The organism is Tropicimonas aquimaris (assembly GCF_042676185.1).
In the GTDB taxonomy this organism is placed as follows: Bacteria; Pseudomonadota; Alphaproteobacteria; order Rhodobacterales; family Rhodobacteraceae; genus Tropicimonas; species Tropicimonas aquimaris.
Window position 1 is genome coordinate 181,963 of record NZ_JBHTJT010000008.1, and the last position, 22,928, is coordinate 204,890.

The window sequence follows — 22,928 nt, forward strand, 5'->3', positions numbered from 1 at the left end:
TTTCTACGGGCGCTACTCAGTCCTCGTCGTGCACCAGGATGATCGTCGATAGCGGCGGCAGCGTCAGCGGCGCGGAGTGATCCTGACCATGCCAGTCCTTCTCCTCCGTGGTCACACTCCCCATGTTGCCGCGCCCCTGTCCGCCATAGGGCTCGGCATCGGTGTTGAGCGCCTCCCGCCACCGCCCCGGAAGGGGGAGGCCCACGCGATAGCCGCTGCGTTCGACCGGCGTGAAGTTGCACACCACGACCACCGGCGGATCGTCGGGCCCGCCGCGGCGAACCCAGGCATAGATCGAATTGTCCATGTCGTTGGCCTCGAGCCACTCGAACCCGCCGGGCTCGCAGTCCTTGAGATACAGGCTCGGCGTCTCGCGGTAGAGATGGTTGAGATCCCTGACCAGCCGCTGCACGCCGGCATGGGTGTGGTACTCGGCCGCCTTCCAGTCGATCTGGTCCTTGTAGTTCCATTCCGACCACTGGGCGATTTCGCAGCCCATGAAGAGCAGTTTCTTGCCCGGGTGCCCCCACATGAACCCGTAGTAGGCGCGCAGGTTGGCAAACTTGTCGCCCTCCAGCCCCGGCATCTTGGTCAGCATCGAGCCCTTGCCGTGCACCACCTCGTCATGGCTGATCGGCAGGATGAAGTTCTCGCTGAAGGCATAGTGGATGCCGAAGGTCATCTGGTGGTGGTGATGCCTGCGGTGGATCGGTTCGCGCTCGATATAGTCGAGGGTGTCGTTCATCCATCCCATGTTCCACTTGAACCCGAAGCCGAGCCCGCCCGCGTCCACCGGCTTGGAAACGCCAGGGAAGGAGGTGCTTTCCTCCGCCGCGGTCAGGATGCCGGGCACCTCGCCGTAGCAGATCATGTTGGTGCGCTGGAGCAGGCTGATCGCCTCGTAATTCTCGCGGCCCCCGTCCTTGTTGGGGATCCACTGACCCTCCTGGCGGGAATAGTCGCGGTAGAGCATCGAGGCGACGGCATCCACCCGGAGCCCGTCGACGTGGTATTCCTCCAGCCAATACAGAGCGTTGGAGATCAGGAAGTTGGCAACCTCGGTGCGGCCGAAGTTGTAGATCATCGTGTTCCAGTCCTGGTGGAACCCCTCGCGCGGGTCGGCATGCTCGTAGAGCGCGGTGCCGTCGAACTGCGCCAGCCCGTGAACGTCGGCCGGGAAATGCCCCGGCACCCAGTCCAGGATGACGCCGAGCCCGGCCTTGTGTGCGGCATCGACGAGGTCGCGGAACTCGTGGGGAGGCCCGTGGCGGATCGTCGGCGCAAAGAGCCCGATCGGCTGGTAGCCCCAGGAGCCATCGAACGGGTGCTCGCTGATCGGAAGGAACTCGACATGGGTGAAGCCCATGTCCTTGGCATAGCCGACCAACTCGACGGCCGCCTCCTTGTATGACAGCGGGCGGTTGCCCTCTTCGGCAATCCGCTTCCAGGAGCCGAGGTGCACCTCGTAGACCGAGATCGGGGCGTCATGGGCGTTGCTGGCGGAGCGGGATTTCATCCACTTGCCGTCGTGCCAGCCGTAGCCGGAGATGTCGCGCACCACGCTCGCCGTCTCCGGCGGATGCTGCGAGCCAAATCCGACCGGATCGGCCTTCTGTGCTATCAGCTGCCCCTGGGCGCCGATCAGTTCGTACTTGTAGGGAGCGCCCTCGCCGATGCCGGGAATGAAGATCTCCCAGACCCCGGTGGAGCCCCGCAGCCGCATCGGATTGCGGCGGCCATCCCAGCAATTGTAGTCGCAGACGACGGACACCCGCCGTGCATTCGGCGCCCAGACCGCGAAATGGGTGCCGCGGACGCCCTCGTGCTCCATCACGTGGGCGCCAAGCACCTTCCAGACGCGCTGGTGGGTGCCTTCGGCGAGCAGGTATTCGTCCATCTCGCCGATCACCGGGCTGAAGCGGTAGGGGTCCTCGTGCTCCCAGGTCTCGCCGGCGGCGTTGCGGCCACGCAACATGTAGGGCGCGCGTGCGGGCACCGGGCCGCAGAACACCCCGGGCGCGCCATCGACGGGTGGCAGCGGGTGGCCGGTGCCGTCCATGACCGCTTCCATGGCGCGGGCCCCGGGGTCGTAGGCCGTGACCCAGACCTGGCCCGCGTGGTCCTGCGGGCCAAGGATCGCAAAGGGATCGTGCAGCGCGCCATGGGCGATCTGCTGTGCGGTCTCGTGAGACAGCGGCGCTTGCGGGGGTGGGGCGGAGGTGTCGGTCATCATGATTTCAGGCTACTCCTTCGCACCACTTCCGCAAGCAAAGACCTCAACCTGCGGCGTCTTCGACCGTCGGCGCGGCCTCGGCGTGCCAGACATCTGCCATGTAGCCGCGGATTGTCCGGTCAGAGCTGAACCAGCCCGACCGGGCCGTATTGAAGGCCGCCATCCGCGCCCAGTCCTTCGGTGCCGCAAAGGCCGTGTCGGCCTCGCGCTGCGCCCGCCAGTAATCGGTGAAATCGGAGCAGACGAGGAAGTAGTCGTGGTGCACGAGGTTGTCGACGATGCCATGATAGCGGCCCGGTTCGTCGGGGCTGAATCGGCCGGCGCGGATCGCCTCGATCGCGCGCGCAAGGCGCGGGTCGGCGGCGATCGCCTGGCCGGAATGGCCGCCGATCTTGCGGCGCTCCATCACCTCGTCGGCGGTCATGCCGAAGAGGAAGAAGTTCTCGGGCTTCACATGCTCGCGGATCTCCACGTTGGCACCGTCCAGCGTGCCGATCGTCAACGCGCCGTTGAGGGCGAACTTCATGTTGCCGGTGCCCGAGGCTTCCTTGCCGGCGGTCGAGATCTGTTCGCTGAGGTCGGAGGCCGGTATCAGCTTCTCGGCGAGGCTCACGTTGTAGTTCGGCGGGTAGACCACCTTGAGATAGCGCGAGGTCAGCGGGTCGCTGTTGAGCACCTTGGCGACGTCGTTGGTCAGGCGCACGATCTCCTTGGCGAAGACGTAGCCCGGCGCCGCCTTGCCGCCGAAGATCTTCACGCGCGGCACCCAGCCCTGGTTGGGGTTGTCTCGGATCTCCAGCCAGTGGGCGATGGTCTCCAGCAGGTTCAGGTGCTGGCGCTTGTATTCATGAATCCGCTTGATCTGCACGTCAAAGATGGCCTCGGGGTCGATGCCGACCTCGAGCTTCTCGGCGATCCAGTTCGCGAGGTCGTTCTTGTTCTGCCGCTTGGCAGCGGCGTAGCTCTCGAGGAAGGCCGCGTCGTCGATGTGGGGCTCGAGCTTCTCGAGCTGCTCCAAGTCGTCGACCCAGTCGTCGCCGATCGCGTCGGTGATCAGCGTCGACAGCCGCGGGTTGCACGACAGCAGCCAGCGGCGCGGGGTGACGCCGTTGGTCTCGTTGACGATACGGTTGGGATGAAGCTCGTGCAGGTCCTTGAAGACCGTCGACTTCATCAGCTCGGTGTGCAGCGCCGACACGCCGTTGACCCTGTGCGCCATGATGAAGCTGAGCTCGCCCATCTTGACGTGCCCGTCGTCCACCGCGGTCACCTTGCGGGTGCCCACGTCCTTCATGTGCAGCTCGTTGATGCGGAAGATGAGCTGCAGGTGGCGGGGCAGGAGGCGGCCCATCAGGCCCTCGTCCCAGCGTTCCAGCGCCTCGGGCAACAGCGTGTGGTTGGTGTAGGAGAGCGTGTTCCGGGCGATGCCGACGGCTTCCTCGAAATCGATCCCGCGCTCGTCCACCAACAGGCGCACCAGCTCAGGCCCGGCGATGGCCGGGTGGGTGTCGTTCATCTGGATCGCGGCCTTCTTGGGCAGCAGCCTCAGGTCGTCATACTCGCTCTCGAAGCGGCGCAGGATGTCGCGCAGGCTCGCGGAGGTGAAGAAGAATTCCTGCTTGAGCCGCAGCTCCTTGCCCTGTTCGGTCGTATCGTCGGGGTAGAGCACGCGGGAGAGCGTGCGCGCCAGCGCCTCGGGCTCGGCGGCGGCGGCATAGTCGCCGCGGTTGAAGCGCTGCAGGTCGAAGCCGTGCATCGGACGCGCTTCCCACAGGCGCAGCGTGTTGCCCCAGCGGCCCCGCCAGCCGATGATCGGCGTGTCGTGGCCCATCGCGATCAGCATCTCGGAGGGATACCAGTTCGCCCGCTTGCCGATCTCCTGGACGTGGCCGCCGAAGCCGATGTCGATGGAAACCTCGGGGCGCTCGAATTCCCAGGCGTGGCGCTGGCTCAGCCAGTCTTCGGGCTCCTCCACCTGTCGGCCGTTCTCGAATCGCTGACGAAACAGGCCGTTTTCGTAGCGGATGCCGTAGCCCATGGCCGGGCAACCGATGGTCGACATCGATTCCATGAAACAGGCCGCGAGTCGTCCGAGGCCGCCGTTGCCGAGCGCGGCATCCGGTTCGTCCTCGAGGATCGCCTGGTAGTCGACCTTGAGCTCCTGCAGCGCGTCGATCGCCGCCTCCTCGAGGCGCATGTTGATGATCGCGTCCTTCAGCAGGCGGCCGATCAGGAACTCCATCGACAGGTAATAGACCCGCTTGTGCTGGCCAGCGTAGGTGCGGCGGGTGGCCTCGAACCAGCGATCGACGATCTTGTCGCGGACGGCAAAGGACAGGGCCATCCGCCAGTCATAGGTCTGCGCGTGCGCAGCGTCCTTGCCGAGCGTGTAGACAAGGTGATGGAGGATCGCGTCTTTCATCTGGGCGGGTGTCATCTGTCGTCCTCGGTTGGTGCCACGGGAGGGGAGGGCGGCACGTGTCGTTCAGCGAGGTTATTCCCGAGCCACCGAACCGGCGCAACCCCGGCCGCGCCCACAGGGCCGCCGCCCCGCCCAACGGAGCGGGGCTGTTGCGGAATCGCTCACGGCACAACGCCACCCGGGCGCCCGCTGCCGTGAATTCAGGCAGGCTGCGTGAAGCGGGTGAAGGGCTCGGCGCCGGTCGCGGCGGGGGGCAGGGCGTCGAACCCCGGGCCGGCCTCCGCCAGCCAGCGCTCCGAGGCGGGCAGCAAACGGCGGTAGTGCTCGGCCACCGTCCGGCGCAGGTCGGTGTCGCCGGTCGGGTCGACCCCGGCGGGCAGATCCGGGAACTTCAGCACCAGCCGCCGCCAGCGGTGCAGGAGCAGCAGTCGCGCCGCCATGGCGTCGAGCGGGGCGAGGTCGGCGGGGAAAGCGTCGAGGGCGGCGAGGTCGCTGCGCATCCGGCGGCGGGCGTCGAGGTGCTGTCGTGGAAGCGGGATGCTGCCCGAGAGGTCGAGCTTGCCGGTGATGCTGAGCCCGGACCCCTGCTTCGGGGCGGCCTCGGCCGGCCAGAGCACCGTGCCCGGCGCGAGCAGCAACCCGCCGCGCGCATCGGGCGCCACCCCGATCGTCAGCACCCAGTCCTGCATGTCGCCTGTTCTGGGCGCGGCATAGATCTCACGCGAGGCCTTGCGGTATTCGCTCAGCCGGTCGCGGCTCAGGCGGTGAAAACTGGCGCGGCCTTCCCGCTCACGCTCCAGCCATCCGTCGGCAGCAAGCCGCGAAAGCGCCGCCCGCATGGCGCCAGACGCAATTCCCACGCGTTCGAGCAATTCCGACAGCCGCGCGGAGGCGATCCGGCCGCCATGCGGCTCCACCGCGTCGCCCAGAACCGTGACAATGAGAGACCAGACACGCGGTCGCCCTTCGGCAAGCAGCGATCGTATGAGGGGGGCGACTGGGTCAGGCGACGGCAGGTCCATGAGCGGCACATTCTGCCAGCCCATGGGGGGATGCAAGTGGCTGTTCGCCGAGCGAAAATGTTAGCCGTTCAGTCACCCGGATGGCTGGGTGAGAAGCGCCCGTAGGAGCCGAGCGCGAAGACGAGCGGCGAGCCCGGGGTATGGGTGACCCGGTCCACCTGGCCGATGACCACGGTATGGTCTCCCGCGCCATGGGCGGCGAAATGCCGGCACTCCAGCCGGGTCAGGCAACCGGCGATCTCGGGCACGCCACGCGCGTCCTCGCGCCAGTCGATACCGTCGAAATTGCGCGCCTCGGCAGCGAAACGCTCCGACAGGTCGAGCTGGCGGGCTTCCAGCACATGGATCGCGAAATCATGCGCCGCGACGAAGGCGTCGTGGCGGGGCGAGGTAATGGCCGGCGACCACAGCACCAGCGGCGGGTCGAGCGAGACGCTGGTGAAGCTGTTGGCGGTGAAGCCGAGCGGCCCGTCGGCATCGCGGCAGGTGACGACGGTTACCCCCGTGGCGAAGGCGCCAAGAGCGGTGCGGTATTCGCGCTCGCGGCCCGGTCCGGGGGCGAAACTGTCGGTCATCTGTCGGTCCTTCCGGCTCTGTTCGACGCGCCGCCTGGTGCGGATCAGGGAACCTCGTGCCCGAGCGCGGCGGTATAGAGCGTGAACCACGTCTGGCGGTCCATGTCGACCTTGAAGGCGTCGGGAATCCTGCGGATTCGCTCCAATGTGTTGGTGCCGATCACCGGCAGGATGCAGGCGGGATGCGCCAGCAGCCAGGAGATCGCCACCGCCATCGGCTCCACGCCGTCTCGCTCGCCGATCGCGCGCAGCGCCTCGTTCATCGTGTTGTGCCCCGAGGACAGCAGCGCGCCGCCCGCGAGCGGGGACCAGGCCATCGGCGCGACGTCCAGTTCCTGCAGGAATGCGAGGTCGCCGTTGGTCATCGGGGCGTTGGCCAGCAGGCTGATCTCGATCTGGTTGGTGGCGAGCGGCGTGTCCATCGCGCTCTGCAACAGTCGCCAGTCATGCGGGCGGAAGTTCGATACGCCGACCGCGCGCACCTTTCCCGAGGCGACCGCTTCGTCCAGCGCCCGGCCGGTTTCGTAGTGATCCATCATCGGGTCGGGGCGGTGCAGCAGCAGCAGATCGATCCGCTCGATGGCCATGTTCCGCAGCGACGCCTCTATCGAGGACAGGATGTGCGAGGCGCTGGTGTCGTAATACTTGACCCGCCGGTCGGCATACCGGCCCATGGGGGCCACGATGCCGCATTTGGTCACGATCTCGATTTGCCGGCGCAAGTGGGGCGCTGCCGTGAGCGCGGCACCGAGCCGCGCCTCCGCCGAATAGCCGCCATAGATGTCCGCCTGGTCGAAGCTGGTGAGGCCGGCCTCGAGGCAGGTCTCGATCTTGGCCTGCACCCGGGCGGGCGAGGGGTCGGGGTCGTCCAGCAGCCGCCACATCCCATAGACGATCCGGCTCAGTTCGAGGCCGACGGTCAGTTCCACGCGCTCCATGGCGATCCCTTCCAAGATGTGTCACGGCGAGTCTGCGATGCCCCAACACGACCACAAAGGGCGGCCTGCGAACACCCCTTTCGGCAGGGTAAAGGCGCATCGCCTGTAAGCCTCGGCTCCTGCCCGTGTACCGTGCGATGCATGCCACCCGTGCGGCGTCGCGCCCCCGGCTTTGGGGATGCACCCGCGCGCCGCCTGTGGTTGAGTGCGCCACGAAGGGCCCTGTGGCGGGCCGGGCAAGTGCGGAGGCGGGCGCATGAACGGTGCGGAATCCCTGGTGAAAACCTTTCTGGCCGGAGGCGTGGACGTCTGTTTCGCCAATCCCGGCACGTCGGAGATGCATTTCGTCGCGGCGCTCGACACCCATCCCGACATGCGGTGCGTGCTGAGCCTGTTCGAGGGCGGCGTTACCGGGGCGGCGGACGGCTATCACAGGATGAGCGGCAAGCCCGCGGCGACCCTCCTGCACCTCGCGCCGGGGTTCGGCAACGGCTACGCCAACGTGCACAACGCCCGCAAGGGGCACAGCGCGATGATCAACGTCGTGGGCGAGCATGCAGACTACCACCTGAAATACGACGCCCCGCTGAAGGGCGATATCGAGGGTGTCACGCGCGGGGTCTCGCATTGGTTGCGCACCTCGGCCGACGCGCTCTCCGTGGCGCAGGACGGGGCCGAGGCGATCCGGGCGGCGCGGGCCCGCAATGGCCAGATCGCGACACTGGTGCTGCCGGCCAACACCGCCTGGGAGGAGGCCGGGGCGCCGGCCAAGCCGCTGCTGCCGGTGCGCCTGCATCGCCCACGCCCGGATCAGATCGCCGCGGCCGCCAAGGCTCTCCACGCGCCGGGGGCGGCGCTCTTCGTCGGCGGCCTCGCGCTTCATGGCGAGTTGGCGCGCGTGGCGGGCCGGATCGCGGCCCATACCGGGTGCCGGCTGATGGCCGACCTCTTCGTGCCGCGCATCGAGCGTGGGGAAGGGGCGGTGGCGATCGAGTGCCTCCACTACCCGGTGCTGGAGAATGTCGAGATCCTGCGGGACGTTCGGCACATGGTGCTGCTCGGCGCCGGAGAGCCTGTGGCGTTCTTCGCCTATCCCGACAAGCCCTCGACCCCCACACCCGCGGATTGCCGGATCCTGGATCTCTGCGGGCCGGACATGGACATCGCGTGGACGCTGGAAGCGCTTGTCGAGGCGACGGGCGCATCCGGAGCCGCGCCTGCCACGCTTCCGCTCGATCTGCCGAACCTGCCCACAGGCCCGATCGATGCGGTGAAGGTGGGGCAGGTTATGGCGGCGCTGATGCCCGAGGGGGCCATCGTGGCCAACGAGGCGATCACCTCGGGCCACCCCCTGGCCAAGGTGACGCGAACGGCTCGCCGACACGACTGGCTGACCAATCCCGGCGGCGCCATCGGCGCGGCCCTGCCGCTCGCGGTGGGCGCGGCCGTCGCCTGCCCGGACCGCCGGGTGATCGCTCCCACGGGCGATGGCTCTGCCATGTACACCCTGCAATCGCTCTGGACCATGGCGCGCGAGCGGCTGGACGTGCTGGTCATCGTCTTCGCGAACCGCGGCTACCAGATCCTCCGCGGCGAGCTTGCCAACGTCGGCGTCAACAGCGTTGGGCGCAATGCGGAACGCATGTTCAACGTCGAGGATCCCACGCTCGACTGGGTGGCGCTTGCCGCCGGTCACGGGGTGGAGGCCGCGCGGGTGACGGATGCGGAGGGCTTTGCGGAGGCCTTCCGTCGCGGTGTCGGCGAGCCTGGCCCCTTCCTGATCGAAGTGGTCCTTTGACGCTTCGCCCGGCCAAGCCGTGGGAATTGGGTATTTCAGCCAAGAAGAAGCCCCCGCTCTCGTCTTCTTGGTGAAAGTACCCGGACCGGACGCTTGCAGCATGCCTCGTTGCCGGGAGCGGAGAGCTATTCGGCGGCCATGTCCAACATTGCGGTGAAGCCGGCGAAGCGCCGGGCCGCGCCTTCGCCGAGATGAGTGACAACGCCTCCCGCAATCGTCATCTCGACCGCGCGGGTCTGGGTGTTGACTGCGACGACATCGGCACGGCAGCCGAAATCGAGAGAGCCGCGATCGGTCAGGCGCAGGATCTCCGCCGGACGTGACGAGATCATCGCCCAGGCGCCGGGCAGGCTGCGCAGGCCCTTGTCGACCAGCGACCACGCCGCGGCCGCCAGCGAGGGGTAGTGCTCGTCGGATACCAGCGCATCGCAAAGCTGTTGTTCGACAAGATCCACGGCGCGGATGCCTCCGGTCTTGTTCCCGCCGGACAGAACGTCGTATGCCGAAAGGATCACCGGGTCGTTCATGGCCTTGGCCGCCGCGGCGGCCTGGCGCGAGCTGGGCATGGCGGCGATGTTGGCGCCGATCATGGAGTAGGTCTCGCGGGTCTCTCCGTCCGGATCGGCCTTGCTGCCATAACAGACGCCCAGCACGTCGAAGGCTTCCGCAAGCCGGCAGAGATGCCGCGGAACCTCGGAATGGCGCGCGATCATCTCCTCGATCCCGTCCCGGAGATCGCTCGGTGTTCGGCCGGCCCGCCGGGCGCGAACGGCGAATGCCTCCGGGTCGCAGCGCGCCATTTCCAGTGCCTGCTCGAGGCTATTGTCGAAGAGCACGAAATCGACGCCATACCGGCGGATGGCGGCCAGCATGCGGTCGGCAATGCCGAGAAGATGCGTCTCGCATCTCAGTTGCAGCCGAAGATCGGTGCCGAGGGCAGGCTTGCAAGCAAGATGAGACGCCAGCAGTCGCTCGGCGAAGTCCGGTCCTTCGGTGCCGCCTTCCCAGGACCAGCCCTGTGTCAGCCAGCCCGTGGTGACGCCTTGCGCGGCGGCGTAGCGGTCGATGGCGGACAGCACACGCTTGAGGTCGGCATGCGGTTCGGGCGAGAGGTGGCGCGGGAGCGCATTGCCATTCAGATCGATGATGCCCGGCAGCAGCAGGTAGCCCCGCATGTCCACCTCCGGCAACGGACCCTTGGTGATCCGGCCATCGGCAATCGCCAGCGAACGGCGCTGGATGGCGCCGTCGCGGAGGATATGCGCGCCGGTCAGGCGCACCGGGGGCAAGGCCGTGTGCATCGGGTGAGTGCTCTTAGTTGCCGCTTCGTCACTTTGTCTCACCGGGATACGCATATTCTGTATCGCGATTGTGACGAAACGACCGGTTTTCAGGGCGTTTTCGCAGGAACGTGATGTGGTCTGAGGCGTGCGATCCCGTGCCAGGCTACGTTCTTGCACGCGCGGTTCGTCGGGGCACGGACGTGACAGCTGAGCTGCGTCGCACAGCTGTCACTCAAGGGGGCGCAGCAGTTCGTGCGCCGCAGACGGGGCCGTCAGTCCTGGTCGCCGGTATCGATGAGCCAGCCGCCCGGGCCGGCGAGATGGTCCGGCAGGACAACGACCAGCGTTTCGTGGATCAGGCAACAGGCGAGGAAGGTCATGATGACTTCTCCGACGGTGATCTGCGACAGCCAGTCCATGATGTCTTCCTCCGCTACCTGATACAGCGCTGACCATGCCGCCCAATTGGGGCGGTGGCGTGGCGGCGGAGGGTTCGAACGGGGACAATTCGGACCGCCCCGTGTCCTACCGTGCCTTTGACCGCCGATTGTTTCGCCAATCCCGTGCGCAGGCATCCGGCCGAGGGCAAGGGGGGCTTGGATCATAGGTGTCGTGGGTATACCCAGAGCCTGATTTCATCGACTGGCGGGTCGCTCGCATGCTCCATGCCTACCGGAACACCGAACGGGGCCTGCGCCCGATTACGTCGCAGGACGAGGGGCTCGAGGATTGTGTCTGGATCGACCTGTTCGGTCCCCAGCCAGGGCAGATCGAGCGGGTCGAGGCGCTCGGCGTCACGGTTCCGAGCCTGATGGAACTGGAGGAGATCCAGATCTCCAGCCGGCTCTACCGGGAAGGCACCACCGATTACATGACCGTCGTGCTGCCCGGTCTGACGCCCGAGGGGCGCCGGCGCTCCCTGCCGGTCTGTTTTATTCTGGCTCCCGAGCGGCTGGTCACCGTCCGCTACCACGATCCGGAGCCTTTCCGGCGATACGTCGCCAATTCCGGGCGGGACGGCATCGGCTCGGCCACGCCGGGACGGGTCGCCATGGGGCTGGTCGAGGATATCGTCGACCATCTCGCCGACACGCTCGAGGAAATCGGGCGCAAGCTCGACGAGGTGTCGCTGCAGGTGTTCGACGAAGGCGGGCTCGGTCGCGCCAACATCTTGCAGCGATCGTTGATTGCGGCCGGTCTGCTGGGGGAGCGGATCGGCAAGGTGCGGCTCGCGCTTCTGACCCTCGAACGGGCGCTCAACTATATCGAACAATTTCCGACGGAGAAGGAAACCAGCCGGGACGCCAAGCGGCTCGCCCGCGGACAGGCGCGGGACATCGCGGCGCTGGAGGTCCATGCCGATTTCCTGTCGCAGCGCGTTTCCTTCGTCACCGACGCGACGCTGGGGCTGATCGACCTGGAGCAGAACAAAGCGGTTTCGGTGCTCTCCGCACTGGTGGCGCTGTTTGCGCCTGCGACTCTGATATCGTCGATCTACGGGATGAACTTCGCCTGGATGCCCGGGCTCCACAGCGAGTGGGGGTTTCTTCTGGCCGTCCTTCTGATGGTGGGGTCCGGGGCGATCGGGTATCTGTATTTCAAATGGCGGGGCTGGCTCTGAATCGGGGGGGCGGCTGAGGGAGGGCAGGATCATGTGTAATGAGGCAGGCAGTTGGGACCGCCGCCGCGGGGCGCCGTGGATGCGAGGCGTCCCGACACGGTGGGCGCGGTCGGGATTCCGGGCCGGAATGGTGAAAGAGGGCTGACATGGCGGGGCGGCTGTTCGCAGTGGTCGGACCTTCGGGCGCCGGAAAGGATACCCTGATGGCGGAGGCCAGGCGCCGCCGGCCAGATCTGCATGTCGTGCGCCGGGTCATCACCCGGCCCGAGGTGCCGGGGGGCGAGCAATTCGACTCGGTCAGCGTGGAGGAGTTCCAGCGTCGCAAGGCCGCGGGCGATTTCGCCCTAGACTGGGAGGCGCACGGGCTGTTCTACGGGATCCCGAGCAGTATCGACCGTGCAGTGTCCGAAGGGCGCGACGTGCTGTTCAACGGCTCTCGCGGTGTGATGGGGCGGGCCTGGGAGGAATTTCCCGGCCTGTCGGTGATCCTGGTAACGGCTTCCGTACCGGTGTTGGCCGAGCGTCTGGCCGCGCGCGGGCGCGAGACCCGGGATGGCATGGCGACGCGGCTGGCACGAGCGGCCTATGAAATCCCCTATGGCCCGCCGATCCGTGTTGTCGAGAACAACGGAGAGCTCGAGGCCGCGGTGCAGGCCTTCCTATCCGTGCTTCAGCCGTTCAACGTATAGCGGTGCAGGTTGTGGAAACGCCCGTCCTGGCCTTCGCCGAAGAGGCAGATGTCCCGGATACGCAATGGGGCGGGCAGGATCGGTTCGAGTACGGGGGAGAGAAGGATTTTGATCTCCTCGGCCTCCTCGTCGGGCAGCGGGCCGGAGAGCGTGAGGTGAAAGCGGTATTCCTCCATCACGTAGGGATAGCCCCATTGCTGGAGCAGCACCTCCTGCCGTTGGCTGAGGCCTGCCTGCCGCCGCCGTTCCAGTTCGGCCTCGCTCGGCACGGCGCGGAAGGCGTCGAGCGCCTCGACCACGCGGGCGGCCAGCAACGCGAGCGGGGTGGGGTCGCCCTCGGGGACGAGGGCAAGAAAGCCGTCGATCCGGTCAAGCCGCAGCCCGTCCACCATCACCGGTTCGAGAGAGGAGGCGAGCGCCTCGACCGCGTTGTGCAGCTCGGAGACGTCGAAGCCCGGCGCCAGCCGGAAGGGCGGTTTGAGCGTGGCGTGCAACCCGTATCGGTGCGGGTTTTCGGTGATCTTCGCCACCGGCATCGGCAGGCCGGGCAGGGTGGTGCGCGCCACCTTGCGGCCGCCGCGCGGGTCCCAGCCGAGCCACGCGGCACCGAAATCCGCAAGCGCACCGGGCGGCGGAGCATAGTAGAGCGCGTATCGCGTGAAACCGTCCATGGCTTGCCTCCTGTCTCGCGCCTAGCACGTCACGGCTCTGGCCGCGAGATCATAGAAGAACGGAACCTCTCATGTCGCTGACAATTCTCGCCAATGCCCGCATCGTGCTTCCCGACAGCGTGCAGATGGGCAGTCTGAGGATCGACGGCGGGCGGATCGTCGATATCGCGGCGGGCGGCGGCGTGCCCGAGGGGGCGGTCGATTGCGAGGGCGACCTTGTGATGCCGGGGCTGATCGAGCTGCACACCGACAACCTCGAGCGGCACATACAGCCACGGCCAAAGGTCGACTGGCCCCACGCGGCGGCGATCGTGGCCCATGACGCGGAACTGGCCAGCGTCGGCATCACAACGGTCTTCGATGCGATGCGGGTGGGCTCGGTGCCGAACCCGCGCAACGATTACGCCGCCTATGCCCGCGGTCTGGCGACGGAGTTGCTGCAACTGCGCGCCGAGGGCGTGCTCCGGATCAGCCATTACCTCCACCTGAGGGCCGAGATCTGCTCGCAGACCCTGATCGAGGAAATGGCGGCCTTCGGCCCTGTGGACCGGATCGGCATCGTCAGCCTGATGGATCACACACCAGGACAGCGACAGTTCCGGGATGTCTCACGCCTGAAGCAGTACGTGCAGGGCAAGCACGGCATGTCCGACGGCCAGTTCCTGCAGCACGTGGCCCATCTACGCGCTCTCCGCGACAGGTATGGGGAAGCCCACGAGGCCGCGGCGGTGTCGGAGGCGCGGCGCTATGGTGCGGTGCTGGCCAGCCACGACGACACCATCGGCGAGCATGTCGAGGTCTCGGCGGCACACGGGGTCCGGTTGGCGGAATTCCCGACCACGCTGGAGGCGGCCTCCGCCTGCCAGGACCACGGGATCGCGGTGATGATGGGGGCGCCCAACCTGATCCGGGGCGGCAGCCATTCCGGCAATGTCGCCGCCAGTGCCCTGGCGGAGGCCGGGATGCTGGATATCGTCAGTTCGGACTACGTGCCCTCGGCGCTTCTCTCGGCGGCCTTGATGCTGGGCGATCTCTGGGGGGATCTGCCGCGCGGCGTGCGTACCGTGACCACGGCGCCGGCGGATGTGGTCGGGCTTACGGATCGCGGGCGGGTGGAGATTTGCGCCCGCGCCGATGTGATCCGGGTGCACAGCATCGCTGGCGCAGGCGCGGTTCGGGGCGCCTGGGTTGCCGGTCGTCGCGTGGCCTGACCTGCGGAGGCGGGAGCCCTAGGCGCCCGCCCGAAGCTGTCAGAGCCCGAAGCCCACGTCGGTGCGGCTGCTGGCGTTGAGCACGGCCATGCAATCCGGCGCCTCGCCTTCGGTGGCGGAGCATTCGGTGACGTTGTTGATCAGAAGGCGGTTGATGCCTTCACAGGGCTGATCGGCGAGATCGAACTGGACGACCTTGGTCTTGCCGTCGGTCAGCGCCCCGAACTCGAGGATCAGCAGCCGCGAGACGATGTCGCTCGCGTCGAAGACGGCAACCTCGAACGAGATCGCATCGAGATCCGTGCCGGTTGCGTTGCGCGCGACATAGGTCATGCGGCAGCCGTTCTCGGAATCCCGGACGTTGTTCAGTTCCAGCCCGAAGCCGCTGTCCTGGGCAAGTGCAGGGGCGGCGCTCAGGCCTGAAATGGCGACCATGGCCAAGGCCGCAATGGATTTCGGCATCATCGGATTGCTCTCTCAAGGTAACCAAAAAAACGCTCGTTCCTTAGGGTTAGCACGTTGCCGGCGGTGCGCAAACCTTTCTGAGCAGGGCGGTTGCGACCGCGTGGGGTGCGGCGCGGGCCTTTCAGGGGCGCTGCATTCGGGAAACACCCGGCCCGAGAGGCGGCCTGCGGCGACAGATCGTCTGTCATGGACTTGCGGCCCTGAGATAGGTCTTGGCGGGCAACACCTGTCGATGCACTGGCCGCCCGGGGGCCGCCGCATCTCACGACAACCGCAACCGGGACATGGGATGTGACGATGACGACCATCAGGAACACGCCTTGGGACGCGCTGGAAGTGGGGATGGAGGCCGAGCTGCGCCGGGTCTGCCGAGCCGACGACTTCTTCGTCTTCGCCAACATCACCGGCAACATGAACCCCAAGCACTTCCCACGGTTCAAGAATGTCGAGGGGGCGCTTCAGGAGCCGGTGGCCCCGGCGATGTGGATCGCCACGCTGGTCTCGTCGGTGCTCGGCAACAAGCTTCCCGGGCCGGGCACACTCTACAAGTCCCATTGCCTGGAGTTCTTTGAACGCGCCTTCGCCGGTGACGAGGTTGTCGTCCGGATCAAGCTGACTGAGAAGAAGGACGATTGCATCGCCGTTTTCGAATGCGCCATCGACACCACCGACGGCAAGAAGCTGGCGCGGGGCGTGGCCGAGGTGATCGCGCCGACCGACCCGATGGACTACAGCTTCGACGACATCCCCGGCCTGATCGTCGAGCGGCATGTCCATTTCGACAAGCTGCTGGCGGAGGCGCGGCCGCTGCCGCCGATCCGGACGGCCGTTGTGGCGCCCGAGAGCGAAGACGCGCTGCTCGGGCCGTTGCTGGGTTACGACAACACGCTGATCGATCCGATCCTGATCGGCGATGCTGCCAAGATCCGGGAGGCGGCCGCCAAGGTCGGCCGGGACATCTCTGCCTTCGAGCTGATCGACGAGCCACGCCACCAGGCGGCGGCAGCGCTCGGTGTCCGCCTTGTCAACGAGGGGCGTGCGGCGGCGCTGATGAAGGGCAACCTGCACACCGACATCCTGCTGGCGGAGATCGTTAAGCGGGATGGCGGGCTGCGGGTGGGGCGGCGGCTGAGTCATGTCTTCGTGATGGACGTGCCGGGGCTCACCCACCTGCTGCTGATCTCCGACGCCGCGATCAACATCGCGCCGGACCTCGAAACCAAGGTGGACATCACCCAGAACGCCATCGACCTTGCCCATACGCTTGGCATGGCCGAGCCCAAGGTCGGCATCCTCTCGGCGGTAGAGACGGTGAACCCGAGGATCCCCTCTACGCTCGAGGCCGCAGCCCTTTCCAAGATGGCCGAGCGCGGACAGATCACCGGGGCGCTGGTCGATGGGCCGCTGGCGATGGACAACGCGATCAACCTCGAGGCAGCCCGCACCAAGGGCATCCAGTCGATGGTCGCGGGGCAGGCCGAGATCCTGATCGCGCCGAACCTCGAATCCGCCAACATGCTCGCCAAGGAGCTGACCTTCATCGCCCATGCCGAGGCCGGCGGCATCGTAATCGGGGCGAAATGCCCGGTGATCCTGACCAGCCGTGCCGATGACGACAAGGCGCGGCTCGTCTCCTGCGCCGTGGCTGCGCTTTATGCCCATCGCAAGCCGCCGGCCTGACCCGGATCGACCTTCGCAAATCCGCGCAGTCCCCTGAAAACACGGGAGTCATTCGCAAACATGTAGCGCGCTCGGGCGCGATCTGCTCATACTAAAATCGAGGAAATCCTGCTGGGGGACGGGGACATGGAAACGACCGGCGTTGCGGCGTTGTACGAGAATATCAGCATGCCGCTCTTCTCCATCGGGATGGCGTTTCTGATCCTTCTGGTGTCGCTGCCGGGGGCGGCAGTGCTCGGCTATTTGACCGGCGCCCGCCGGCGTCGGGTTCTGCTCGATTCCGGTCGCCCGGTGGACAAGGTGACAGGGGAGACCACTTTGGGGGCGGCACTGGCATTGCTCGGGCTTCTGCTCGCCTTCAGCTATGGCAACGCGCTGAATCTCTCCCAGACACGGAAGGCGTTGCTGACCTCGGAAGCTGCGGCTATCGGAACCGCTTTCCTGCGAGCGGATTACCTGGCCGAACCCGGCAGGACAAACCTGCAGGTTGCGCTGCTCGAGTATGCTCGGACACGGCTTTTGCCGGGGGACGACTCCATCAACACGCTTGAGGAAGCGCAAAGCTTCCTTTCCACGACGCTGGAGTTGCAGGCGAAACTCTGGCCCCTGACGCTGGAGGCCACGGCCGACCCGCTGCCTCCGCCAATGAAGGCCTTTGTCGCAGGCGCGGTGAACGAGGCGTTGGATGCACATCTCTACAGGGTGGAGACGCTCTCTGTCCCGGTCTCCGAGCTGGCACAGGCCATGTTGCTCGCTGCGGCTTTGCTGGCGTTGTTCCTGCTAGGCAACCGGGCTGGGACGATCGGGCGAAGGCTCAGCTGGCGCACGTTTGCTTTCTCGGGCTTCCTGTTGTTGGTGATGGCCTCGATCCTGGACATACAGCGGAGCAGCGAGGGTCTGATCCGGACCGATCCCACGGCAATGCTGGTGACGATATACGACATGGAGCAGGCGCTCGCCGGCCGCAGCTGACCGGCCCGCCCGGGGGGCGCGTCCGATCGTGCAATTGACCCTCTCCGGCAGGGCGCCGATAACCCGCCCGAGGTCCGCTGTCCTCCGCAGGGGTGTGACGGCGCGGGGCCCAATCTGCGAGGCATTCATGAAGACGAGACAGCTGGGCGCGAAGGGATTCGACGTGAGTGAGGTGGGGCTGGGCTGCTGGCAGCTTGGCGCCGACTGGGGCAGCGGCGTGGCGCGCGACATCGGGCTCGAGATCCTGACCACAGCCGCAACGCATGGCGTAAGCTTCTTCGACACCGCCGATGTCTATGGGGCAGGGCGCAGCGAGGATATGATCGGGCAGTTTCTGAAGCATTGGGACGGAGCTCCGATCCGTGTGGCCACCAAGTTCGGGCGGGGCCCGGACGTCTATCCGGACGGCTATTCCGAGGACGCCCTGCGCCGTGGGGTCGAGGCATCGCGTGAACGTCTGGGCGTGGAGGCCTTGGACCTCGTGCAACTCCATTGCATCCCGACCGAGGTGATGCGTCAGGGCGAGATCTTCGACTGGCTGCGCAAACTGCAGGACGAGGGCGCGATCCGGCATTTCGGCGCCAGCGTCGAGACGGTGGAAGAGGGGCTGATTTGCCTTGAGCAGGAGGGGCTGCTGTCACTGCAGGTGATCTTCAACCTCTTCCGGCAGAAGCTGGTTACCGAACTGCTTCCGCAGGCGGCGGCGAGAGGCGTCGGGATTATCGTCCGGCTGCCTTTGGCGAGTGGCGTGCTCAGCGGCAAGTTCAATGCCCAGACGACCTTCGATGCGAAAGATCACCGCAACTACAACCGCGACGGCGCGGCCTTCAATGTTGGCGAGACCTTCTCCGGCCTGCCGTTCGAGAAGGCGGTGGAATTGGCCGAGGCGCTCAAGGGAATGCGGCCGGAAGGCATGACGCTGGCCAAGATGGCGCAGCGCTGGATTCTCGATCATCCTGCGGTGTCCACGATCATCCCGGGGGCCTCGGCGCCGGACCAGATTCTGCGCAATGCTGCGGCCTCGGACGTGACGCCTTTGCCCAAGGCATTGCACGAGGAGCTTGCAGCGTTTTACGCGGCGGAGATCAAGGACCACATCCGCGGCGCGTACTGAGGCGTCTGATCGCGGGGGGCTGTTAGGCCCCCGATGGTCTTTCCGAAAGGCCGCCGGGGCGTCAGAGCGGGGCGAAGCCGTGGATCAGCTGTCGCAGCCCGAGCCAGGCGCCGATCATGATCGCGCCGAGGGTCAGTGGGGCCGAGAAGGCTAGCAGCGAGAAGGCCGAGAGCCCCTGTCCCACGGAACAGCCGATCGCGACGGCGCCGCCCGCGCCCATCATGACCGCGCCGCCGATCTGGCGGCGGAGTTCCCTCGGGTCCTCGCAGGCTTCCCAGCGGAAATGCCCCTTGCGCAGGCTGCCGATGAAGGCGCCGCAGAGCACGCCGGCCACCGAGCCGACGCCGAAGGAGAGGTTCATGCCCGAGGCGAGCATGGCGTAGAGCACGGTGTCGCCGAGCGGGGCCGAGAAGGTATGGCTCTCGACCGGGATGGCGCCGAAACTGCGGTGGGACATGTAGGCGGTGGCGGCCCAGCCCGAAACGATCGACAGGCCGACGACCGCCGCCCAACCCATCGCCTTGCGGCTCGCTCGCACCCGCGCTGGCGCAAGCGCGGCGGCAAGGATCGCGGCCCCGATCAGGATCCCGATGGCGGCGGGGGTGAGGCCCGTTGCGTCGGACAGAAGATGCGCGAAGCCCGCGGGCGTGCCGGTGCCCAGCAGGGTGTCGGGAAAGACCGCGACCCGCAGCGCGGCAAACGGACCGGAAATCACCGAATAGGCGGCGATCGCCATGACTAGGACGATGATGAAGGCGCGCAGGTCGCCGCCGCCAACCCGGGCGAGCACCCCGTAGCCGCAGTTTCCGGCCAGCGCCATGCCATAGCCGAAAACGAGGCCGCCGACGATATGGGCGACCGGGTTCCAGCCGGTTCCGAGGTTGAAACTGTCGGTCGGCTCGAAGATCCCGGCTCCGGCGAGGCCGAAGGCGCCGATGATCGCGACGCCGATCGCAACCGCCCACATGCGCATCCGGATGTCGGACCCGCCGTAAAGAGCGTCTTCGATTGCCCCAAGTGTGCAGAAGCGGCCGATACGGGCTGCAAGCCCCAGGCCCAGGCCTCCCACGAAACCAAGCAGCGCGACAAGCACGCTGTCTTGCAGGATCTCGCCCATAAACAGCCCTCCCCAGCTGTTCAGGCCGGGTCGATGCCCTGTCGTGGCAGTCGGCCGACGGCCTAGTCTGCGCTCTCTTCCTTGCAGAAAAGGTCGTAAACGACCTCGAGTATCTTGCGGGGCCGGTCATCGGTCAAGGAGTAGTAGATCGTCTTTCCGTCGCGCCTCGGGGTTACGAGACCCTCGAGCCTAAGCCGGGACAATTGCTGGGAAACCGCTGCCTGGCGGACCGACAGCAGGTTCTCGAGTTCGGTGACGGATTTCTCTCCCGTGACCAGGTGGCACAGGATCATCAGCCGCCCCTCGTGGCTGATCGCCTTCAGGAAGTTCGACGCCGTGGTCGCCTTGGAGACGATCTTGTCGATTTCCTCTTCGGTTGTCTTGGCGTCGATGATCGGCAATCCCATGGCGTCCAATCTACTTTCATCAGCTTCACAGAGCCCAAAATTGCATTTGGGCGCGGAGTTTTCAATGCTGTCTGGTGGCGTTATCGGCATTCCTGAAGGCGTCTTGGCGGAAACGCCAGCGGATTGTGCGGGTTTGACCGCATTTCCGGCCGGTTCGGTCGTGTCCGGCCGGTGTGTTGGCGGCTTAGCCACCGGTAGCTGCAGGAGGGCGGTAGGCCGTATTGTCCTGCAGCATCCTTTCGATCAGGCCCCAGAAAAAGTCTTCGCCGGGGTAACCTTCAAGCCTGGAAATCTCCTGCCCGTCGGCGTCGATCAGGATGAAGGTCGGAGTGAAATTGACCCGCCGTTTCAGGCGCAGCGCGTCGATCTGGTCGCCGCGCAGATCGACTCGGCGCAGCGGCGCTTGGGCGCCTTCCGGCGTCTTGGGGTAGATCGGTCCGATCTCCTCGTTCCAGCGGGCGCAATAGCTGCAACCGACCTGCTCCACCATCACCAGTTCCAGGGCCTGACCAGGCAGCGCAGCCAGCGCCATCAGGGCGGAAACGGCGAGGGTGCGAAGAATTCCGGGCATGGGGCTACGCCTCTGATTGACGGGTCACATTCGGTAAAGATAATATGAATATATCAATGGGACAAGGGAGGGACGTCCATGCTCGAGGTTTCCTGGGCGGGAGCCGCGCTGGCGGGCCTCTTGTCCTTTCTGTCTCCCTGCATTCTGCCGATCGTGCCTTTCTACCTGTCCTACATGGCTGGCGTGGGCATGAACCAGATCAGCACCGAGGGGGCAATCCCGCCGGAAATTCGCCGCCGCGCGGTGATTTCGGCGATCTTCTTCTCGGCCGGGATCATCACGATCTTCATGGCGCTCGGCGCCTCTGCCTCGGCTTTCGGACAACTCGTGTCGCAATACATGGACGTGCTGCGAATCGTGGCGGCGGTCGTGATCATCGCCATGGGGCTGCATTTCCTGGGCATTGTCCGGATCGGCTTTCTCTACCGACAGTTCAGGGCGGAGGCCGGGGACACCGCCCGGATGTCCTGGCTCGGGGCCTATGTCATCGGCCTGGCCTTCGCCTTCGGCTGGACGCCCTGCGTCGGCCCGGTTCTGGCGGCGATTCTGTTCACGGCAGCGACCGAGGCCGAAGGCGCAATGCGGGGCGCGATGCTGCTTCTGGTCTACGGCATCGGGATGACGCTGCCCTTCGTGCTGGCAGCCTTCTTCATTGGGCCGTTCATGCGCTGGATGAAAGGCTTTCGAAAGCACCTTCCGAAGATCGAGAAGGCGATGGGTGTCCTGCTGATCGTCTTCGGGGTGCTGATCGGGACGAACTCGGTGAACCTGATTGCCGAATGGATGCTGAATTACCTGCCTGCGGTCGGCTGAGACCGTAGGGCCATCTTATTGTCATGGGAGGATATGCGGAATGTTTAGGAGAATGTTCGGTGCCATGGTGGCGCTTCTGCTGGCCGCGCCGATCCTGGTTGCGGCCGAGATCGGCGACGACGGTCTGCACAAGCAGCCCTGGATGCGCGACACTTTCAAGGATCTGCGTGAGGATCTGGGCGAGGCCAACGCCGAGGGAAAGCGGCTGATGGTGATCTTCGAGCAGCGCGGCTGCATTTACTGCAAGAAGATGCATGAGGAGGTTTTCTCCAGGCCCGAGATTTCGGACTTCATCGCAGAGAACTACTTCGTCGTTCAACTCAACATGCATGGACAGACCGAGGTCACCGATTTCGACGGCGAGGTCCTAAGCGAATCGGACATGGCCAAGAAGTGGGGCCTCATGTTCACACCGCTGATTCTTTTCCTGCCGGAGGAGGTGCCGGAAGGCGAGCCTGCGAACCGCGCCGCCGTAGCCAACATGCCGGGCGCCTTCGGGGCCAGCACCACAATGGATCTGCTGGTCTGGGTCAAGGAACAGGGCTACGAGACCGACGAGGACTTTCAGCGCTATCACGCACGCAAGATCAAGGAGCGGCAGGGCTGAACGACCTTTTGTGTCTGATTTCGAAGGGAAAATGAAACCTTTGTCTGCCGGATCGGGTTCGCGCGCACAGATCGACAGCATCGCAAAATTCAAAAAACAGAATTTGTTGTTGCGTGGATCGTTTTCTGTGCGCTACGGTACGCGGAGCGATCCAGATCAGACATCGCACGAAACGCGAAGGCGTCGCTACGGGAGGACATATGAAACGCGCTATTTCAGCGGCAGTCGCCGCCATGACTCTGGCTATCCCGGCCATGGCCGAGACCGTCGATCCGAACGACGTGGTTTACGAGGAGGGTGCTGTAACGGCGTCCCTTTCAGGTGCACCGGGCAACCCGGAGGAGGGAGCCAAGGTCATCAGTGAGAAGTCGGTCGGCAATTGCGTGTCATGCCATCAGATCAGCGCGATGCCGGACGTGCCCTTCCAGGGCAATGTCGGCCCGACGCTCGACGGTGTGGCTGATCGCTGGTCGGAGGCCGAGATCCGCGGGATCGTTGCCAATGCCAAAATGACCTACGACGGTACGATCATGCCCTCGTTCTACAAGACAGGGGATTTCATCCGGCCCGGTGTCGGCTTCACGTCGAAGCCGCTGGCGCCGGAAGACGTCACCCCGCTGCTCACAGCGCAGCAGATCGAGGATGTCGTCGCCTATCTGGTGACGCTCAAGGAATAGCATTGTCCGACCGGGCTGGCCCGTTCCTGGTCAACCGGTCCC

The 22,928-nt window shown here is 66.0% G+C and carries 22 protein-coding genes; 10 read left to right on the plus strand and 12 right to left on the minus strand.

Annotation, left to right across the window (positions count from 1 at the left end; all coding sequences use genetic code 11):
- Nucleotides 1–16: 16 nt before the first annotated feature.
- The 5 genes from glgB to ACFQ2S_RS07335 form a co-directional block, all read right to left on the minus strand.
- Nucleotides 17–2,230, minus strand: coding sequence for a 1,4-alpha-glucan branching protein GlgB (gene glgB / locus ACFQ2S_RS07315; RefSeq protein WP_449369412.1), 2,214 nt, complete (start codon nucleotides 2,228–2,230; stop codon nucleotides 17–19).
- 46 nt (nucleotides 2,231–2,276) lie between these two features.
- Nucleotides 2,277–4,670 carry a glycogen/starch/alpha-glucan phosphorylase gene (locus ACFQ2S_RS07320; protein ID WP_386073802.1) on the minus strand — a complete coding sequence of 798 codons (2,394 nt, stop codon included), beginning with the start codon at nucleotides 4,668–4,670 and terminating at the stop codon, nucleotides 2,277–2,279.
- A 185-nt stretch (nucleotides 4,671–4,855) separates the two neighbouring features.
- The gene (locus tag ACFQ2S_RS07325; protein WP_386073803.1) at nucleotides 4,856–5,701 is read right to left on the minus strand and encodes a PaaX family transcriptional regulator C-terminal domain-containing protein; all 846 of its coding nucleotides are present in this window, start codon (nucleotides 5,699–5,701) and stop codon (nucleotides 4,856–4,858) included.
- A gap of 44 nt (nucleotides 5,702–5,745) precedes the next feature.
- Nucleotides 5,746–6,252, minus strand: a complete 507-nt coding sequence (locus ACFQ2S_RS07330; RefSeq protein ID WP_089232272.1) for a flavin reductase family protein — start codon at nucleotides 6,250–6,252, stop codon at nucleotides 5,746–5,748.
- Nucleotides 6,253–6,296: 44 nt separating this feature from the next.
- On the minus strand, nucleotides 6,297–7,190 hold the full coding sequence (locus tag ACFQ2S_RS07335) for an aldo/keto reductase (protein ID WP_386073804.1): 894 nt from the start codon (nucleotides 7,188–7,190) through the stop codon (nucleotides 6,297–6,299).
- Nucleotides 7,191–7,446: 256 nt separating this feature from the next.
- On the opposite strand from ACFQ2S_RS07335, the gene ACFQ2S_RS07340 reads away from it, so the two are divergent.
- On the plus strand, nucleotides 7,447–8,988 hold the full coding sequence (locus tag ACFQ2S_RS07340) for an acetolactate synthase large subunit (protein ID WP_386073805.1): 1,542 nt from the start codon (nucleotides 7,447–7,449) through the stop codon (nucleotides 8,986–8,988).
- A 125-nt stretch (nucleotides 8,989–9,113) separates the two neighbouring features.
- Here the strand turns inward: ACFQ2S_RS07340 and ACFQ2S_RS07345 are convergent, their stop codons facing one another.
- Together ACFQ2S_RS07345 and ACFQ2S_RS07350 are read right to left on the minus strand one after the other, a co-directional pair.
- Nucleotides 9,114–10,289, minus strand: coding sequence for an alpha-D-ribose 1-methylphosphonate 5-triphosphate diphosphatase (locus ACFQ2S_RS07345; protein WP_386073806.1), 1,176 nt, complete (start codon nucleotides 10,287–10,289; stop codon nucleotides 9,114–9,116).
- A 254-nt stretch (nucleotides 10,290–10,543) separates the two neighbouring features.
- Nucleotides 10,544–10,690, minus strand: a complete 147-nt coding sequence (locus ACFQ2S_RS07350; protein ID WP_386073807.1) for a hypothetical protein — start codon at nucleotides 10,688–10,690, stop codon at nucleotides 10,544–10,546.
- A 188-nt stretch (nucleotides 10,691–10,878) separates the two neighbouring features.
- Here ACFQ2S_RS07350 and ACFQ2S_RS07355 point away from each other — a divergent pair, with 188 nt between their 5' ends.
- Nucleotides 10,879–11,892: a CorA family divalent cation transporter gene (locus ACFQ2S_RS07355; RefSeq protein ID WP_386073808.1), complete on the plus strand. Its 1,014-nt coding sequence runs from the start codon at nucleotides 10,879–10,881 to the stop codon at nucleotides 11,890–11,892.
- 203 nt (nucleotides 11,893–12,095) lie between these two features.
- On the plus strand, nucleotides 12,096–12,581 hold the full coding sequence (locus ACFQ2S_RS07360) for a phosphonate metabolism protein/1,5-bisphosphokinase (PRPP-forming) PhnN (RefSeq protein ID WP_386073809.1): 486 nt from the start codon (nucleotides 12,096–12,098) through the stop codon (nucleotides 12,579–12,581).
- Here the strand turns inward: ACFQ2S_RS07360 and ACFQ2S_RS07365 are convergent.
- Nucleotides 12,563–13,252 carry a DUF1045 domain-containing protein gene (locus ACFQ2S_RS07365; RefSeq protein WP_386073810.1) on the minus strand — a complete coding sequence of 230 codons (690 nt, stop codon included), beginning with the start codon at nucleotides 13,250–13,252 and terminating at the stop codon, nucleotides 12,563–12,565. The genes ACFQ2S_RS07360 and ACFQ2S_RS07365 overlap by 19 nt on opposite strands.
- Nucleotides 13,253–13,323: 71 nt before the next feature.
- On the opposite strand from ACFQ2S_RS07365, the gene ACFQ2S_RS07370 reads away from it, so the two are divergent.
- Entirely contained in the window at nucleotides 13,324–14,463 is a 1,140-nt protein-coding gene (locus tag ACFQ2S_RS07370) for an alpha-D-ribose 1-methylphosphonate 5-triphosphate diphosphatase (protein ID WP_386073811.1), read from the plus strand.
- Between the two features lie 39 nt (nucleotides 14,464–14,502).
- Here the strand turns inward: ACFQ2S_RS07370 and ACFQ2S_RS07375 are convergent, their stop codons facing one another.
- The gene (locus tag ACFQ2S_RS07375; protein WP_386073812.1) at nucleotides 14,503–14,928 is read right to left on the minus strand and encodes a hypothetical protein; all 426 of its coding nucleotides are present in this window, start codon (nucleotides 14,926–14,928) and stop codon (nucleotides 14,503–14,505) included.
- Nucleotides 14,929–15,225: 297 nt separating this feature from the next.
- Between ACFQ2S_RS07375 and ACFQ2S_RS07380 the strand changes: the two genes are divergently transcribed.
- The 3 genes from ACFQ2S_RS07380 (at nucleotide 15,226) to ACFQ2S_RS07390 (ending at nucleotide 18,694) form a co-directional block, all read left to right on the plus strand.
- Entirely contained in the window at nucleotides 15,226–16,608 is a 1,383-nt protein-coding gene (locus ACFQ2S_RS07380) for a bifunctional enoyl-CoA hydratase/phosphate acetyltransferase (RefSeq protein ID WP_386073813.1), read from the plus strand.
- 126 nt (nucleotides 16,609–16,734) lie between these two features.
- On the plus strand, nucleotides 16,735–17,580 hold the full coding sequence (locus ACFQ2S_RS07385; RefSeq protein ID WP_386073814.1) for a hypothetical protein: 846 nt from the start codon (nucleotides 16,735–16,737) through the stop codon (nucleotides 17,578–17,580).
- A gap of 127 nt (nucleotides 17,581–17,707) precedes the next feature.
- Nucleotides 17,708–18,694, plus strand: coding sequence for an aldo/keto reductase (locus ACFQ2S_RS07390; RefSeq protein WP_386073815.1), 987 nt, complete (start codon nucleotides 17,708–17,710; stop codon nucleotides 18,692–18,694).
- Between the two features lie 61 nt (nucleotides 18,695–18,755).
- On the opposite strand, the gene ACFQ2S_RS07395 is transcribed toward ACFQ2S_RS07390, so the two are convergent.
- The 3 genes from ACFQ2S_RS07395 to ACFQ2S_RS07405 all read right to left on the minus strand — a co-directional run bounded on the left by ACFQ2S_RS07395 (nucleotide 18,756) and on the right by ACFQ2S_RS07405 (nucleotide 20,789).
- On the minus strand, nucleotides 18,756–19,811 hold the full coding sequence (locus ACFQ2S_RS07395; RefSeq protein ID WP_386073816.1) for a YeeE/YedE family protein: 1,056 nt from the start codon (nucleotides 19,809–19,811) through the stop codon (nucleotides 18,756–18,758).
- A gap of 62 nt (nucleotides 19,812–19,873) precedes the next feature.
- A complete protein-coding gene (locus ACFQ2S_RS07400) occupies nucleotides 19,874–20,218 on the minus strand; it encodes an ArsR/SmtB family transcription factor (RefSeq protein WP_386073817.1) in 345 nt (114 codons plus the stop codon).
- Nucleotides 20,219–20,402: 184 nt separating this feature from the next.
- On the minus strand, nucleotides 20,403–20,789 hold the full coding sequence (locus ACFQ2S_RS07405) for a thioredoxin fold domain-containing protein (protein ID WP_386073818.1): 387 nt from the start codon (nucleotides 20,787–20,789) through the stop codon (nucleotides 20,403–20,405).
- Between the two features lie 78 nt (nucleotides 20,790–20,867).
- Between ACFQ2S_RS07405 and ACFQ2S_RS07410 the strand changes: the two genes are divergently transcribed.
- The 3 genes from ACFQ2S_RS07410 to soxX all read left to right on the plus strand — a co-directional run bounded on the left by ACFQ2S_RS07410 (nucleotide 20,868) and on the right by soxX (nucleotide 22,886).
- Nucleotides 20,868–21,602 (plus strand): cytochrome c biogenesis CcdA family protein, encoded by a 735-nt coding sequence (locus ACFQ2S_RS07410; RefSeq protein ID WP_386073819.1) that lies wholly within the window; start codon nucleotides 20,868–20,870, stop codon nucleotides 21,600–21,602.
- Nucleotides 21,603–21,642: 40 nt separating this feature from the next.
- Entirely contained in the window at nucleotides 21,643–22,209 is a 567-nt protein-coding gene (locus ACFQ2S_RS07415) for a thioredoxin family protein (protein ID WP_386073820.1), read from the plus strand.
- A 200-nt stretch (nucleotides 22,210–22,409) separates the two neighbouring features.
- Nucleotides 22,410–22,886: a sulfur oxidation c-type cytochrome SoxX gene (soxX, locus tag ACFQ2S_RS07420; RefSeq protein ID WP_386073821.1), complete on the plus strand. Its 477-nt coding sequence runs from the start codon at nucleotides 22,410–22,412 to the stop codon at nucleotides 22,884–22,886.
- Nucleotides 22,887–22,928 lie beyond the last annotated feature (42 nt).

Excerpts from the sequence above, each read along its gene's own strand:
- ACFQ2S_RS07380 (WP_386073813.1), top strand. The coding sequence starts at position 15,226 with ATGACGACCATCAGGAACACGCCTTGGGACGCGCTGGAAGTGGGGATG.
- ACFQ2S_RS07350 (WP_386073807.1), bottom strand. The coding sequence starts at position 10,690 with ATGGACTGGCTGTCGCAGATCACCGTCGGAGAAGTCATCATGACCTTC.
- ACFQ2S_RS07390 (WP_386073815.1), top strand. The coding sequence starts at position 17,708 with ATGAAGACGAGACAGCTGGGCGCGAAGGGATTCGACGTGAGTGAGGTG.
- ACFQ2S_RS07340 (WP_386073805.1), top strand. The coding sequence starts at position 7,447 with ATGAACGGTGCGGAATCCCTGGTGAAAACCTTTCTGGCCGGAGGCGTG.
- ACFQ2S_RS07395 (WP_386073816.1), bottom strand. The coding sequence starts at position 19,811 with ATGGGCGAGATCCTGCAAGACAGCGTGCTTGTCGCGCTGCTTGGTTTC.
- soxX (WP_386073821.1), top strand. The coding sequence starts at position 22,410 with ATGAAACGCGCTATTTCAGCGGCAGTCGCCGCCATGACTCTGGCTATC.
- ACFQ2S_RS07335 (WP_386073804.1), bottom strand. The coding sequence starts at position 7,190 with ATGGAGCGCGTGGAACTGACCGTCGGCCTCGAACTGAGCCGGATCGTC.
- glgB (WP_449369412.1), bottom strand. The coding sequence starts at position 2,230 with ATGACCGACACCTCCGCCCCACCCCCGCAAGCGCCGCTGTCTCACGAG.
- ACFQ2S_RS07365 (WP_386073810.1), bottom strand. The coding sequence starts at position 13,252 with ATGGACGGTTTCACGCGATACGCGCTCTACTATGCTCCGCCGCCCGGT.
- ACFQ2S_RS07410 (WP_386073819.1), top strand. The coding sequence starts at position 20,868 with ATGCTCGAGGTTTCCTGGGCGGGAGCCGCGCTGGCGGGCCTCTTGTCC.
- ACFQ2S_RS07345 (WP_386073806.1), bottom strand. The coding sequence starts at position 10,289 with ATGCACACGGCCTTGCCCCCGGTGCGCCTGACCGGCGCGCATATCCTC.
- ACFQ2S_RS07330 (WP_089232272.1), bottom strand. The coding sequence starts at position 6,252 with ATGACCGACAGTTTCGCCCCCGGACCGGGCCGCGAGCGCGAATACCGC.
- ACFQ2S_RS07320 (WP_386073802.1), bottom strand. The coding sequence starts at position 4,670 with ATGACACCCGCCCAGATGAAAGACGCGATCCTCCATCACCTTGTCTAC.
- ACFQ2S_RS07400 (WP_386073817.1), bottom strand. The coding sequence starts at position 20,218 with ATGGGATTGCCGATCATCGACGCCAAGACAACCGAAGAGGAAATCGAC.
- ACFQ2S_RS07360 (WP_386073809.1), top strand. The coding sequence starts at position 12,096 with ATGGCGGAGGCCAGGCGCCGCCGGCCAGATCTGCATGTCGTGCGCCGG.
- ACFQ2S_RS07385 (WP_386073814.1), top strand. The coding sequence starts at position 16,735 with ATGGAAACGACCGGCGTTGCGGCGTTGTACGAGAATATCAGCATGCCG.
- ACFQ2S_RS07405 (WP_386073818.1), bottom strand. The coding sequence starts at position 20,789 with ATGCCCGGAATTCTTCGCACCCTCGCCGTTTCCGCCCTGATGGCGCTG.
- ACFQ2S_RS07325 (WP_386073803.1), bottom strand. The coding sequence starts at position 5,701 with ATGGGCTGGCAGAATGTGCCGCTCATGGACCTGCCGTCGCCTGACCCA.
- ACFQ2S_RS07415 (WP_386073820.1), top strand. The coding sequence starts at position 21,643 with ATGTTTAGGAGAATGTTCGGTGCCATGGTGGCGCTTCTGCTGGCCGCG.
- ACFQ2S_RS07370 (WP_386073811.1), top strand. The coding sequence starts at position 13,324 with ATGTCGCTGACAATTCTCGCCAATGCCCGCATCGTGCTTCCCGACAGC.
- ACFQ2S_RS07375 (WP_386073812.1), bottom strand. The coding sequence starts at position 14,928 with ATGATGCCGAAATCCATTGCGGCCTTGGCCATGGTCGCCATTTCAGGC.